Annotated in this window: 14 protein-coding genes; 6 read left to right on the forward strand and 8 right to left on the reverse strand. The window is 56.2% G+C overall.

Features of this window, described 5'->3' with window-relative positions:
* The first annotated feature begins 10 nt into the window (after window positions 1-10).
* From AB4N92_RS25435 to AB4N92_RS25450, 4 genes are all read left to right on the forward strand, one after another.
* Window positions 11-1,168 carry a hypothetical protein gene (locus AB4N92_RS25435; RefSeq protein WP_236267301.1) on the forward strand — a complete coding sequence of 386 codons (1,158 nt, stop codon included), beginning with the start codon at window positions 11-13 and terminating at the stop codon, window positions 1,166-1,168.
* Between the two features lie 10 nt (window positions 1,169-1,178).
* Window positions 1,179-2,558 carry an MFS transporter gene (locus AB4N92_RS25440; protein WP_021492016.1) on the forward strand — a complete coding sequence of 460 codons (1,380 nt, stop codon included), beginning with the start codon at window positions 1,179-1,181 and terminating at the stop codon, window positions 2,556-2,558.
* A 39-nt stretch (window positions 2,559-2,597) separates the two neighbouring features.
* The gene (locus AB4N92_RS25445) at window positions 2,598-3,428 is read left to right on the forward strand and encodes a phytanoyl-CoA dioxygenase family protein (RefSeq protein ID WP_021492017.1); all 831 of its coding nucleotides are present in this window, start codon (window positions 2,598-2,600) and stop codon (window positions 3,426-3,428) included.
* A gap of 61 nt (window positions 3,429-3,489) precedes the next feature.
* Entirely contained in the window at window positions 3,490-3,873 is a 384-nt protein-coding gene (locus tag AB4N92_RS25450; protein WP_010210555.1) for a tautomerase family protein, read from the forward strand.
* A gap of 280 nt (window positions 3,874-4,153) precedes the next feature.
* On the opposite strand, the gene AB4N92_RS25455 is transcribed toward AB4N92_RS25450, so the two are convergent.
* The 3 genes from AB4N92_RS25455 to AB4N92_RS25465 form a co-directional block, all read right to left on the reverse strand.
* Window positions 4,154-4,636 carry a GNAT family N-acetyltransferase gene (locus tag AB4N92_RS25455; protein WP_021492020.1) on the reverse strand — a complete coding sequence of 161 codons (483 nt, stop codon included), beginning with the start codon at window positions 4,634-4,636 and terminating at the stop codon, window positions 4,154-4,156.
* Between the two features lie 409 nt (window positions 4,637-5,045).
* Window positions 5,046-5,987 carry an AraC family transcriptional regulator gene (locus AB4N92_RS25460; protein WP_047543811.1) on the reverse strand — a complete coding sequence of 314 codons (942 nt, stop codon included), beginning with the start codon at window positions 5,985-5,987 and terminating at the stop codon, window positions 5,046-5,048.
* Between the two features lie 26 nt (window positions 5,988-6,013).
* A complete protein-coding gene (locus AB4N92_RS25465; RefSeq protein ID WP_021492022.1) occupies window positions 6,014-6,847 on the reverse strand; it encodes an oxidoreductase in 834 nt (277 codons plus the stop codon).
* Between the two features lie 60 nt (window positions 6,848-6,907).
* On the opposite strand from AB4N92_RS25465, the gene AB4N92_RS25470 reads away from it, so the two are divergent.
* On the forward strand, window positions 6,908-7,192 hold the full coding sequence (locus tag AB4N92_RS25470; RefSeq protein WP_146136242.1) for a hypothetical protein: 285 nt from the start codon (window positions 6,908-6,910) through the stop codon (window positions 7,190-7,192).
* 1,028 nt (window positions 7,193-8,220) lie between these two features.
* Here AB4N92_RS25470 and AB4N92_RS25475 read toward each other — a convergent pair.
* Genes AB4N92_RS25475 through AB4N92_RS25485 form a run of 3 tightly spaced genes read right to left on the reverse strand, consistent with a single transcriptional unit; the run spans window position 8,221 to window position 10,161 of the window.
* A complete protein-coding gene (locus AB4N92_RS25475; RefSeq protein ID WP_041064257.1) occupies window positions 8,221-8,676 on the reverse strand; it encodes a MaoC family dehydratase in 456 nt (151 codons plus the stop codon).
* 16 nt (window positions 8,677-8,692) lie between these two features.
* Window positions 8,693-9,526, reverse strand: a complete 834-nt coding sequence (panB, locus tag AB4N92_RS25480; RefSeq protein WP_098479585.1) for a 3-methyl-2-oxobutanoate hydroxymethyltransferase — start codon at window positions 9,524-9,526, stop codon at window positions 8,693-8,695.
* Between the two features lie 14 nt (window positions 9,527-9,540).
* A complete protein-coding gene (locus tag AB4N92_RS25485; protein ID WP_268934644.1) occupies window positions 9,541-10,161 on the reverse strand; it encodes a LysE family translocator in 621 nt (206 codons plus the stop codon).
* A 133-nt stretch (window positions 10,162-10,294) separates the two neighbouring features.
* Between AB4N92_RS25485 and AB4N92_RS25490 the strand changes: the two genes are divergently transcribed.
* The gene (locus tag AB4N92_RS25490) at window positions 10,295-10,750 is read left to right on the forward strand and encodes an Lrp/AsnC family transcriptional regulator (RefSeq protein WP_176332040.1); all 456 of its coding nucleotides are present in this window, start codon (window positions 10,295-10,297) and stop codon (window positions 10,748-10,750) included.
* A gap of 293 nt (window positions 10,751-11,043) precedes the next feature.
* Here the strand turns inward: AB4N92_RS25490 and AB4N92_RS25495 are convergent, their stop codons facing one another.
* Both AB4N92_RS25495 and AB4N92_RS25500 read right to left on the reverse strand, forming a co-directional pair.
* Window positions 11,044-11,937, reverse strand: a complete 894-nt coding sequence (locus AB4N92_RS25495; protein ID WP_236267665.1) for a LysR family transcriptional regulator — start codon at window positions 11,935-11,937, stop codon at window positions 11,044-11,046.
* Window positions 11,938-12,018: 81 nt separating this feature from the next.
* Window positions 12,019-13,071: an alpha/beta hydrolase gene (locus AB4N92_RS25500; protein WP_236267666.1), complete on the reverse strand. Its 1,053-nt coding sequence runs from the start codon at window positions 13,069-13,071 to the stop codon at window positions 12,019-12,021.
* Window positions 13,072-13,116: the final 45 nt, after the last annotated feature.

Here is a 13,116-nt window from a genome sequence, read left to right on the forward strand (position 1 = left end):
GGAGGCCGGTATGCAGCCGCACCGCTTGCTGGACGAAACCGAACAGCGGTTTCACCAGAATTTCCTTAACCGCAACGGCAATACCCAAGTGACCACATTGCTCACGGTGCCGGGGTGCGTCAGCCCGCTGCGGGCGTGCAAGGCATTTGGGCAATTGGTCGCCGACTATGCGTTTCTGCGCCAGAAGATAGTGCCTGTCGGCAACGACAGGCATGGGTTCGTGGCAGTCGAAGACGAGGTGCAGGCACTACCTTGCACACCCCCGACATCGTTGCTTCCCGACGTTTTGCTCAAGCTTGAGCTCAACCGTTTGCTGGCCGACCAGGAAGGCTGGAGGGCGCTGGTGGTGACCGACCCCGAGATCGATCAGACCCATATCCTGCTCACGCGCAACCATGCGATCTCCGACGGTTACAGCACCGCCAGATTGGTCAATAGCCTCGCCGGCTACCTGGGTGAGATGCCCGCCAGCCTCGATGATCGAGCGGCGCATGCGTTCCGCATACGCCTGGCGCATTGGCGCGGTTCACCCATCGAGACAGGCAAAGCCAGTTACGCCGATTTTGTCCGGTTGCAGGTCAGTAGCGAGGCCGAAAAACGCATCGATCAACTGCGCACGGCGTCGGGTTTCAGCACTAACGCCATTTGGGGCGGGGTTTTTGCTCATAGCTATCTCAGGCATTTCGGCGTCCCCGCATTCGATTTATTCACCGCGTATTCGCGACGTGAGCCTGGCGCTGCTGGGGCTCCGCTGACCAAGGCCTGCTTGATTGACGTGCGCAAAACCACGCTCGATAGCCAGAGCCCGGATCTGTATGGGTGTATCGAGCGGTATGCGCAGGCGGTGGCCGAGGCCAGGGCGCTATTGGGAACACACGAAGAGACGGTGTTCGACCACACCCCGAGGCCCGCCCTGGCGTTTACCAACACCGGGTCGCTGGAGCGGTTCCTGACGCATCCCGCGGCTTCTGTGATCGGTTTCTCAACGTTGGTCAACCGCACCGGTGGCAACTACGACTTCGTCCTGCACTTGGCCCGGTTCAATGGCACCTGGCATGCAGCGTTGGCCTTCAGTTCGCTGAAAGTAGAGCGCTCAACGGCGCTGGCGTTCAAGGCGCAGATCGAGGCCGTGCTTGAGGCACTGCCTGCTGCGTTCAACATCCCGTGAGGAATTGATAATGGATACTTCCAGCAAGAAGAAATTAACGTTGCTCGCCACCTGCCTGGGGTTCGTGGTGGTGTTGCTTGATGTCAGCGTGGTCAACGTCGCGCTCGAAAGTTTCAAGGCCGAGTTCGCCACCGATGTGCTGCAACTGCAATGGATCGTCAACGCTTACACGCTTTTGTTTGCCTCCTTCCTGCTCACCGGAGGCGCGCTGGGTGACCGGTTCGGGCACAAGAAAGTGTTTTTATGGGGGTACGTGGTCTTTACCCTGGCCTCGCTGGGCTGTGGCCTGGCCCAGACGTTGCCGTCGCTGATTGGCTTTCGAGCGCTGCAAGGCATCGGTGCTGCACTGCTGGTGCCGACGTCCCTGGCCCTGGTGCGTATCACCTTTGAAGTGCCTGCCGAACGCAGCAAGGCGATTGCCTTGTGGGCGGGCGTAGCGGGCATTGCGCTGGCGGCCGGTCCGGTCGTGGGCGGGTTACTGATCGGTGTGTTCGGGTGGCGCAGCATTTTTTTCATCAACTTGCCGATTGGCCTGATCGGCATTGTGTTGTGCCTGATCAACGCACCGCGAATTCCGGCCAATCACAAAGGCGGTTTTGACCTGTGGGGGCAACTGCTGGCGTTGTTTACCCTGGCCAACCTGACCTACACCGTCATCGAGCTGGGCCGCCAGAAAGGTCTGGACCAACGCGTTCTGGTACATGCGCTGTGCTTTCTTGGCGGCCTGCTCGGATTTTTGTGGGTCGAATCACGTACCGCACGACCGATGGTGCCGCTCGCTGTCTTCAACAATGCGGCCTTTAGCCTGGCCTCGATATTGGGAGTGATCGTGAACTTTGTGTTCTACGGGCTGATTTTCGTGTTTAGCATTTTTTTGCAGCAGGTCAATCACTATTCGGTGATCAATACCGGACTGGCCTTTATTCCCATGACTGGCGTGCTGTTCTTCGGCAATCAGTTGGCGGCCCGTTGGTTGCCCAAGTTGGGTGAGCGGCGCCTGCTGTCGTTGGGGCTGGCCATCGCGCTGCTCGGCGTGGTTGCGCTCACGCCGTTCGTGGGTGGGGCGCCTTACGCCCACATTGCCGTGCAGATGTTTGTCATCGGCTTCGGTATCTCACTGACGGTGCCCACCTTGACTGCCACCGCCGTTAACCATGTCAGCAGTGACAAGTCCGGCGTGGCGTCGGCCATCGTCAATGCGTCGCGCCAGGTGGGCGGTCTGATTGGCGTGGCGATCTTCAGTCTGTTGATCAACGTTGCCGACGCCGCCCAGTTCGGCCATGGCTTCACCCAAGTTATCGTCTTGTCCTCGCTGCTGTTGGCTGCGGGCTGGGCGTTGACGCTCGTGTTGCTGCGCAAGCAACCCATGGCCGCGCAATCGGCCGCCTGAAGCAGTGCTCAATAAACCTGGAAACATTGGAGATTGAACATGCAAGCAGTCATGAAGACCGAGGCAAACGACGGCTACGCGCCGCACTCTCTGGACGCCCAGCAAATCCTGGATTATCGGGCCAACGGCTGGATGAAACTGGAAAATGTGATCAACGCCCAAACCGTGCAGATGCTGCTCAACGAGGCCAAGACCCGGATGGGCGAAGTCGCGCGCACCGTCGATCGCAACGATCCCGGCAAGCAGATCGAAAATGCCTACCGCTGGTATGCGCGCTGGGATGAAGTCTCCGCCACCTGTCCGCAGATCAAGGCACTCAGCCACTCGCCGCAGCTGGCCAGCATTGCGTCGCAACTGGCGGGCGAGGAGGTGCGGTTCTATTCGGACCATGTGTTCGCCAAGAACCCCGAGTCCGAAGCCGGCGGTGACACTCCCTGGCACCAGGACTTTCCACATCATCCACTGGACCGGCAAGGAGCGCTGAATATCTGGATCGCGCTGGTCGATCTCACGCCGGAGATGGGGACCATGCAGTTTCTCAGCCGCAGCCACCGAGCGGGCATGCTGGGGCGCTACTTCAATCGCCGCGATAACGTAACGTTGCTCGACGAACATCCTTGGGTGCTGGATGAGTTCGAAATGTCACCGCCTATTTCGCTCAAAGCCGGCGATGCCACCGTGCATGACATGAACGTGATCCACGCGGCTCCCGCTAACAGCTCTAATACGCCACGATGGGTGTATTCAACCCTGTGGTTGCCCGTTTCGGCACGCTACACCGGGGCTTCCAACCACCGTACCGACCCCCTCGGGTTGACGCTGGATATGCCGATGGAGCACCCGAAGTTCCCCATTATCCCAACGCGCTGACAGGCAGGTTACCCGGCCGGCGCCTGCCGGTCGGTGTTTGATTACGCCCAAGGAGTTGAACATGCCACATGTATACCTTGAGTACACCGCAGGGGTAGGGAGTGACGTTAATTTCAAGGAGGCTAGCCAGCGCCTTCATAACACCCTTGTTGAGGTTTCCGGACTGCGGCTGGACTTGGTTAAGACGCGGCTCATTCGATACGACAACTATTTCGTAGGTGATTGCGTTGAGCCTCAGGAGTTCATCCATCTGAACGTGTCGACTGTTTCCGGTAAGGCTGGCGATGATGAAAAACGCCACACCATCAGCCGTCTCCTGCTGGAGGTGCTCGCTGACATTTTCGAGCCGGTGCTGCGCCAGCAGAAGGTGGATATATCCGTACAGATCACTGAAGTGCCCGCAAGTGGCTACGTGCGCATACGATCAACGTTTTTGGAACCATGATGGTTGGATGATGGAATGCATCAAGATGCCCGTCTTCGGCCTCGCCGGGACCGTTGATGTATTCATATCGCGACAGGTTCGCTATCAGCATCGCGGCGATGAAAATGAATGCGCGCCCAGTTTTGCCCCCCTTTACATCGGGCGCGCGGGCGATCGCGAATGGGGGCTTATGACCTGACGCTTCACTTCAACGCCGGATCTCCAGGGTTAAGCTTCCTCCACGACTGCATGCCGGACTGACTTACTCAACTTGAGTTCGGCAGCCTGCTCGTCACCCGCGTTACAGGAGCTCTCCACTGGCCAACTGTTTCCGCATCGGTGTACAAGCCAGCTCAAGACCGGAGGGCGAGGTATAGATAGCTTGAATATCTCCGTGATAGCCACACCGACGGTAGAACGCGGCTGCGTTAGGGGTAGCATCTAAATGGATGTCGAGGATCCCAGCGTTAAAGGCCAGTCGCTCAAGGTATAGGAGCATTGTCTTGCCAATCCCCTGTCCCATGAATGCAGGCAATACGAAAATAGCGCCTATCTCTCCAGACTGGAAATCAATCAGACCTGTTGCGACCGGTATCTCGCCCAACCAGGCAACGTGGTACTCCTTTTCCACCCAAGCCCGATATCGGTCTGTGAGCGGCACATCAGTCCACGCCATTACTTGCTCAGCGGTATAGACGGTAATGCATTGATGCCGGATCGCCTGGAGGCGTATATCAAACGCGGCCTCGGCGTCAGTACGTTTGGCTGGGCGGATCAACAGCATCTTCACTCTCCTTGTCATCAATGAGTTGGAAGGGGAATGAAAAAGCCCCATCCATTTCTGGCGGGGCTTCTAGTCAATGCTTCTGTTCTAAGCGCACATCGCCCTATGGCCCGCCAAAGGCAGTCATCAAGGGGCGCATCATGCTAACGAGATTTGTAGGCGTCATTGATCGATAATCTGGAAATTCGAGCACTGTGTCAAGAAACGAAAATGCGAACTGGCGAGTGGCTCTTTCGGGAAATCTGATCGTGTTCAGACCATTTACTTTGTCCAGACGTCTTCACCAGACGCTTACTGTTCCTCCATGCGGCCGCAGATGTGAAACTTCACTCGCCCGCCGTATCGGCAGGCACGCCATCCGCACGATCCCAAGCCTACTGGCGACGGCCAAGACAGGATTGTTTGAAACTCAGTGTGATGACACGAAGGGCGAAGGGGTTGGCGGTGCCGGCAACGCATAAGCCTGCTTCATCCATGCCACCTCCGCTATTGGCGTGCGTCCGAAGAGGCGTTTGAAATCGCGGCTAAATTGCGAAGCACTTTCATAACCCACCAGAAATGCCGACTTGGCCGCTGTCAGGTCGTTACGCAGCATCAGTAGTCGCGCTTGATGCAACCGCGTCGACTTGAGGTACTGCATAGGCGAGGAATCGGTCACCTTGCGAAAATGTAGATGAAAGTTAGGCACGCTCATCTGCGCTTCCTGGGCGAGGATTTCTACATCCAGACGCTCGTGGTAACAGCGGTGGATTTTGTGAATGGCGCGCGTCACCTTGCCGAACTGACCCTGCTGGGCGATAGCCGCGCGTAGGGTGCCGCCTTGTTCGCCAGTGAGGATGCGGTAGTAAAGTTCGCGCAACATCGCTGGTCCGAGGATTAGCGCGTCGGTGCAGTCGCCCATGACTTCCAGAAAACGCAGGGTCGACTGGCGCAGCGGTTCGTCCATGGGCGAGGCGTACATACCCATAGGCTGAGCCGCGCGGATGTTCCATACCTCATCTACCTGCTGAATCAGCTCGCCGGCCAGATTGAAATCCAGACGTATGTACACCGCCAGCATTGGCTCCGCCTCGCTAGCGTCGGTCTCCATTGTAAAAGGCACGGGCACTGACACCACCAGATAATGCTGGGCGTCATAGATGTAAATGTCATCACCCAGATAGCCGCGTTTCTGCCCCTGACAGAGGATGACGATGCCCGGCTCATATAGAACCGGGGTGCGCTTCAGCGGCCGGTTGGAACGCAGAAAACGCACATCATCCAGCGGACTCAGGTTGTAACCCTCCAGCGGTGCAAGCTGGCCCATCAACTGCACCATACGCGCAGTGCTCGGGTCCTTGGATTTCGGCATCGATTGTACGTTCTCCACTTTTATGCTCAGCCGTCCGTGGAACAGCTCAGCGCTTCCCATTGCTCAATACTCTCCGCCGTCCGCTGCAGCTTGTCACGCACCAGAGCCAGGGCGTCGCTGCCCAGCAGCAGTTGAGCCGGCGGATTGGGGCTGGTGATAATAGTCATCATGGCGCGTGCGGCTTTCTGCGGGTCGCCCAGTTGAAGGCCGCTTTTTTCCTCACGGGCTTTTCGCACCGGGTCGAAAGTCGCATCGTAGTCACTGATGCTGCGCGGCGTACGCTGCATCGAACGACCTGCCCAGTCCGTTCGGAAAGACCCCGGCGCCACGGCCGTTACAAAAATATTGAAGGGCGCAAGCTCTTTGTTCAACGTATCAGAGATGCCCTCCAGGGCAAATTTGCTGCCGCAGTAGTAAGCAATACCTGGCATGGTGATATAGCCACCCATGGACGTGATATTGAGGATACGTCCCGCCCGCCGCTGGCGAAAAAAGGGCACAAACGCCTTGGTCATCGCCACCGCGCCGAATACGTTGACGTCGAACTGACGGCGCATTTCCTCCAGCGACGACTCCTCGAAAACCCCTTCGTGGCCATAACCCGCGTTGTTAACCAGCACGTCCACCGGGCCATACTGATCCTCAACAGCGGCGACGACGGCGTCGATGGCATTAAAGTGGGTAACGTCCAGCACCACGCCATGGGCTCTCTCAGGCAAGAGCGCCTGGAACGTTGCCAGAGAGGATTCGCTGCGAACAGTGCCGATCACTCGATGGCCCTGAGCGAGAGCTTCCTTCGCCAGGGCCTGGCCAAAGCCGCTACTAACGCCCGTGATAAAAATGGTTTTGTCTGCACGCATGGGGCGCACTCCTGAATATATAAGGTCAGGCTATGCTAGGGCGGGGAGTGGTTGGGAACTATGCCTGATTCGATTTTAGTATTGCCTGATCCTATCGGAGTGATTGGCGATCAACCTGAAAACGGGTGGCAAAAAACGAGGCCAAAGGAAGAAAAACGACGGGCTTATTTACCTGCTCCAATGTCTGCTTCGTGTCGCGAGTGGTTTTTCGGTAACGCTGATGTGCATGGGGTCTGGCCGCAGGTGTCGCACCTGCGCTCCAAGGTGTTCGCATTGGCAGTAAAGGCTGTGCGCGCAGTTAATCGCCGAACAGATCGAACATCAGGCGTCGGAACCATTTATTGACGGGGCCCGGTTGTATTTGCTGGGCCAGAATAAGTTGATGGCGATTTCGGTAAGGCAACGGGACTGGCGGGCTTGGAAATGAAAGGGTCTCCATGCCCATGAAAAGCCAGAAATGCTCAGCTAAACAGCCTGCCCGAGGAAACCTAAAGACTCTCAGGGTCTCCGAAAAACATTTTGACTTGGCTCTAGGAAGCTGTTTTCAGACGGAGAAAATTCAAGTGTGCCCCCAGTTTTGCCCCCACTGGCGCGGGATATACGGGCGATCGAGATTGGCGATCTCTGAGGCGTGCCAGGGTGGTCGTCGATGGCTTTCAGTGTTGCTCCTCATCGAATCTGGGTGGGAGAGGGCAGGGCTCAGGAAGGACCAGCTAGTCCGCTCTAGGTCGACAACAGCAACTCCGATCGGCTGTGTTCGACCGAATATTTGTATCCGCGTAATTGGTTTGCTGGGCTTGGAGGTTTCTACGGAACCAGTGGCGATTCAGGAGGTGGAACGACAGCTGACCGTTGCACTACGTCAACGGCTCAGCGAAGCGGCTCAAGTGTCCAGCGACGATTTTGGATTTGTATTAGACGAACGCTAAAAGTATATCGATGTCATTCGGCCGGCATGATGGTTAAAGCGTCCTCTGCTATCAGCCAAAAGCGGTAATCTGCGTTTTATAAAGTGCGAGTTAAGCAGCAAGCCTTTCGCAGGCTTTAGGTGATTATTCCAGTTTGATCGCCTCTATCCCCTCATGCTACGGCTCATTAGGCGTTGGTCTCTCAGAGGGTAGAGGCACCAAGCTTGGGGTTCGCCACGTGAAATAAAGCATCAGGGTCGCGACTAGTGCAAAGGGCAATCCCACCCATAGCGATACCTTGTAGGCCAGTAATACTCCCGCAGCGCCACCAACGAAAGCAGCTAGCAGGAGAAAGTAGGCGTCTTCAATTCCCCTTCCTGGTCTAACAATAAATGTTACTAAGTCTTGCATGCGTGGTTCCTATATAAGAGGTGTTTTTGGCATGTCTTGGCCACCGCTATAAATCTAAGTTTCATCAATTTTTATTGATGCGAGTAGATTCCTCTCGGTGTCAGTGGGGATCAGCCCTGTTGTGTCTGCGAGCAAGACAGCCTGGCCGTTAATGTTGTTCACGGTTACCTCGGCTCGCGCTCGATTTCCGTCATCAATCCCCATGATTTTCCACACGCAAGTCAGCTCATCACCAATGTAAACGGGGCGCTTGAAGCGAAAATTCATAGAGGTGGCCAGCCAACCCAATTGCCCTCCGATTTCCGTAATCAGCGTCGCAGTCAGCAAGCCATGAGCGATGACACCATCAAAGCCTTTTGCTTCCGCGTACATAGCGTTGGAATGCACCGGGTTGTGGTCGCGCGATAGCACCTCAAACTGAACGATATCTGCGTGCGAAAAAGTGCGTTTGATTTCGAAAGTATCGCCTTCCTTAAGTCCTTCAATTGCTTTCTGGCGCATTGCGTTCATTGGCATCTCCGACGATTTAAAACGTATGGTCAATCCCTGGGAATGAGCCCGACTCGACGTCTTTAGCAAAGGCTTTTGCAGCGTCACCCATCACCTTTCTCATATCCGCATACTGTTTGACGAATCGCGGCAATTGACCATCACGAAGCCCTACCATGTCCTGCCAGACGAGTACCTGGGCATCGCAGCCAACACCTGCACCGATTCCGACGGTAGGGATGGAGACTGTCTCGGTGATCCTCGTAGCCACGTCTCCTGGCACCATTTCAATAAGCAGGCCAAACGCCCCTGCACGCTCGAAGGCAACGCTCAAGTTAATCAAACTCTGAGCGTCCTCGCCCTTGCCTTGAATGCGGTATCCGCCCAGCTGGTGTTCTGCCTGCGGGGTAAAACCGATATGAGCCATAACTGGAATGCCTGCGCCTACCAACTTCTCAACCTGCGCAAGCATTTCGATCCCACCTTCGAGCTTTACGGCATGAGCGCCGCCTTCCTTCATGAAACGGGCTGCGGTATGGAAACATTGTTCAGGCGATCCCTGATAAGAGCCAAAAGGCAAATCCGCAATGACCAACGCCCGCTCAGTAGCGCGCGAAACCGCCCTGACCAGAGGCAGCATCTCGTCAACTGTTACCGGCAACGTCGAGTCGTGCCCATAAACGTTGTTGGCGGCGGAATCGCCTACGAGCAGTACCGGAATTCCTGCTGCCTCAAACACCGACGCGGCGTACATGTCATAAGCAGTCAACATGGCCCATTTTTGACCCCGTGCCTTCATGTCTTGTAAATGTGGAATTCTTACCCTGCCGAGACGAGGGCTGTTATAGGGGGCGGTGATTTGATCAGACATTTTGCTTCCTTAATTCAAATGGTCAGCCGTTCGGCAGCAAGAACCACAGCAATGACGATCATCGCGGCTCCCGATATCCGGCTCACATAGGTAGCCGCTGCTGGACGTGAAGCAAGCACCGCTCCGGCGCCGTAGCCAACCGCAAGATAGACGACGCCGCAACTGAAACCGTGGATCAAACCTAACGCGATAATCTGAGCCCCTACTGGCCACCCCGCTGACGCATCAGTGAACTGAGGTAGCAGTGCCAGGAACAACAAAAGAACTTTCGGGTTGAGACCGCTGACGCACAGTCCTTTTATCGCCCAGGCCATCCAGCTACTGTCACCGCGGGATGCTCCTTGAGCAGGCAACGAAGGCTTTAGCAACATGTTGAAGCCGAGCCATAGGAGATAGGCCGCCCCCATTAGCGTTAATGTCAGCAACGCATGGGGTATTTTGACCAACACCCCGCCCACGCCTGCAGCGACGATCAACGTGGCCAAAAGGTGACCGGAAAGCATGCCGACTACGGCGGGTAGAACACGACCTCGCAAACCTGCCGATATCGAGTAGGCCCAGTCGACTCCAGGCGTGATAACAAACAAAAATGATACGGCCCAGAAGGCCATCATCAAAGACACTGTCACGATCAAATCCTTCTTTTTTCATCAGTTCAGTGCGCCGTTTACCGCCCTGAAACACTGTGGTGGAAGGATAAAGAAAGCCAAGTGGTATTATCTTTCGAATAAACCCGCCAAGGCGGACTGCATTAGAAGGTTTTTCTGAATGGATCGAATTGATAAGAAGATTCTTGCGCAGCTACAGCAGGATGGTCGCCAGTCGCTGACAGAATTGGCCGACCGTGTGGGTCTCAGTTTGTCTCCATGCCATCGACGCGTTCGGGCGATGGAGGATGCAGGCGTTATCAAAGGGTACCGTGCTCAGCTATCGGCGACCGAGATAGGTCTGAATTTCTCGTCCCTTGTATTCGTAACCCTTCGAGAGGGGCACCAAAAAGCGGTAGCGGATTTCGAAAATGCTCTACCGCGAGTTACCTATATAGTCCAAGCACAAAGACTTTTTGGCGATCCTGATTATCTGCTAATGGTGGTTACAGCAGATCTTCCAGCCTTTCAGAAGCTTTACGATGAAGAACTGTCTAGGTTACCTAACGTACAGCGTCTCACATCGACGTTAGTGATGAAGCACGTCATCACAGATCGTCCTCTGCCTTTAGAATAAGAGCTCAAGCATTACGAGAGAGTCAGGGGGAAGCAGTCATACCTTTGTCGAATCCCCCGATGTTGAGATACGACTGCTTTGGCGCGAACAAAGACTGTTGCATAGGGTCGTCTATGGCTGATAGCTGCTGCTTTTGAACGACTGGTTGAACCCACAGCCAATAGCTACCACTCAAAGTCAGCTGTAATCGCCCCATTGCAGCCGGTCGCTTCCGGCTGCAACCGATCAAAAGCATTTGCTCATTCACGGGTTTGTGGGGCGGATGAAGCTCATGCGCCTTGAAGGTCGATGACTCAGTGCTTGTAGAGTAACGCCTCAACTACAACGCCAAACGCTGACGAATGTTCACGGCGATTGGGGTAGTAGAGATGGTAGCCGGCAAAGGGTTGGCACCAATCTTCCAACACCCGCACAAGGCTACCGTCGCCAAGCTCCTTCGCCACCATGTCCTCTGGCAGGAAAGCCAAGCCACATCCCGCCACGGCCGCACGCAGAATTGGCACGCTGCTGTTGAATGTCCATTGGCCTTCGACGCGAGCTTTGAGTTCGTGGCCATCCTTTTCGAAATCCCATTGCATCAGGCTGCCGTGAGTCGGCAGGCGCAGGTTGATGCAGTTGTGTGCCGCCAGATCTCCCGGTTCCATCGGGTAAGGCCGATGCCGGAAATACTGAGGCGAGCCGACAACTGCAATACGCAAGGATGGACCGATCGGCACGGCGATCATGTCCTTGGCCACCTGTTCACCCAGGCGCACACCTGCGTCATAACGCTGCGCGACGATGTCGGAGAGGGCGTAGTCGACGGTGATTTCGACCTTGATGTCCGGGTAGTCGGGCAACACCTTCAGCAGCTTCGGCCAGAGGATATTGTTGGCTGCATGTTCGGACGCCGAGATCCGCACGTTGCCGGCCGGCGTGTCGCGAAACTCACTGACAGCAGCCAGTTCCAGTTCGATCTCATCGAAGCGCGGCGCCATCGACTGATACAAGCGCTGGCCGGCCTCGGTCGGCGAAACGCTGCGTGTGGTTCGCGTCAACAGGCGCACGCCCAGCCGAGTTTCTAGGGCGCGCATGGTGTGACTCAGCGCCGACTGCGAAACGCCCAGTTGCGCGGCAGCACGGGTAAAACTGCCTTCGCGGGTGATGACCACGAAGGCTTGCAGGTCGTTGAGATTGGAGCGGGACATTGATGAGAACCTCTCATGAGGAGCGCGTGATTATTCCATGAAAGCAGGTCGCGCACGGATGCGCGACCCTTGGCGCGCTGATCACAAGGTGCGTGCGTAAAAATCCGTCAGTTTGCCGATCGCCGCATCGACATAACGCGGCACCCAGTAGGTTTCGATGTGTGTGGCGCCATCGAGGATGAACACTTCCTTGTCAGTGGTGCCGATGGCTTTCGGGAACGCATCCTGGGTCATGTACAGGCTGTCGGCCTTGCTGCCGGCGATCATCAGCAAGGGTTGATTGATCAACTCGATATGGTCGGTGGCGTCGAAACGCATAAGGTCAATAAGGCTGCTGGTGGTGTATTTGAAGGTCGAGTTCGGGTGCGCGTGGGTTTTCCAGTAGTACTCATAACCTTGGCGATACAGTTCGAAAGGCAGTTTGGCAATCTGCTCATCGGTGAGGTTGGCATCCCCCGAATACAGCACCGCGCCCCCCGCTGCTTCTTGCGCGCGGGCTGCTGATGCCTGTTGCAAACGTTGCTGGATGCTGTCCATTTGCGAGTCGTTGTAGCCGTTGCGCCGTACTCGACCCGAGTTGAACATGCTCACCGTCGCCAGGGATTTGAAGCGTTTGTCGGTTTGCGCCGCCGCCAACGAATAACCACCGCCGCCACAAATGCCGAGCAGGCCCAGACGATTGTCATCCACGCCAGCGAACTGGCTGATGAAATCGGCCATACCGTGGATGTCTTCGATGCGATACGCCGGTTTATCGATGCTGCGCGGCTGACCACCGCTGGCGCCTTGATAGGCCGCATCGGCCGTGATGGTGATGTAGCCCTGTTCGGCGAGGCGCTGGGCATACAGACCGGCGACTTGCTCTTTTACGCCGCCATTCGGATGCGCAACCACCACGGTCGGGTAGATCTTGTTCGCGTCGTAGTTGGCAGGAGTGTAGACGTTGGCGGCGATGTCCAGACCGTTGAGCTTATAGCTGACCGGGTGAATGTTGACCTTGCCCGGTTCGTTGCGGGTGATCGCGCCGTCGTAGGCGAGGGTGAACGGGTTCTTCTTGTAGTCGGCGGCCAAGGCTTCGCCTGCCGAGAGGCCGACCAATGCCGACATGAACGTGGCTTTGAGAGTGTTCTTCACGTGAAGCTCCTGAGCAAAAAAAGGCGGCAGTTGCAAAAGTATTTG

The organism is Pseudomonas sp. S3_A09 (assembly GCF_054668065.1).

Coding starts and splice junctions, on each gene's coding strand:
- AB4N92_RS25490 (WP_176332040.1), top strand. CDS start 10,295: ATGGATCGAATTGATAAGAAGATTCTTGCGCAGCTACAGCAGGATGGT.
- AB4N92_RS25495 (WP_236267665.1), bottom strand. CDS start 11,937: ATGTCCCGCTCCAATCTCAACGACCTGCAAGCCTTCGTGGTCATCACC.
- AB4N92_RS25475 (WP_041064257.1), bottom strand. CDS start 8,676: ATGAACGCAATGCGCCAGAAAGCAATTGAAGGACTTAAGGAAGGCGAT.
- AB4N92_RS25465 (WP_021492022.1), bottom strand. CDS start 6,847: ATGCGTGCAGACAAAACCATTTTTATCACGGGCGTTAGTAGCGGCTTT.
- AB4N92_RS25450 (WP_010210555.1), top strand. CDS start 3,490: ATGCCACATGTATACCTTGAGTACACCGCAGGGGTAGGGAGTGACGTT.
- AB4N92_RS25460 (WP_047543811.1), bottom strand. CDS start 5,987: ATGCCGAAATCCAAGGACCCGAGCACTGCGCGTATGGTGCAGTTGATG.
- panB (WP_098479585.1), bottom strand. CDS start 9,526: ATGTCTGATCAAATCACCGCCCCCTATAACAGCCCTCGTCTCGGCAGG.
- AB4N92_RS25470 (WP_146136242.1), top strand. CDS start 6,908: ATGCCTGATTCGATTTTAGTATTGCCTGATCCTATCGGAGTGATTGGC.
- AB4N92_RS25440 (WP_021492016.1), top strand. CDS start 1,179: ATGGATACTTCCAGCAAGAAGAAATTAACGTTGCTCGCCACCTGCCTG.
- AB4N92_RS25435 (WP_236267301.1), top strand. CDS start 11: ATGCAGCCGCACCGCTTGCTGGACGAAACCGAACAGCGGTTTCACCAG.
- AB4N92_RS25455 (WP_021492020.1), bottom strand. CDS start 4,636: ATGCTGTTGATCCGCCCAGCCAAACGTACTGACGCCGAGGCCGCGTTT.
- AB4N92_RS25445 (WP_021492017.1), top strand. CDS start 2,598: ATGCAAGCAGTCATGAAGACCGAGGCAAACGACGGCTACGCGCCGCAC.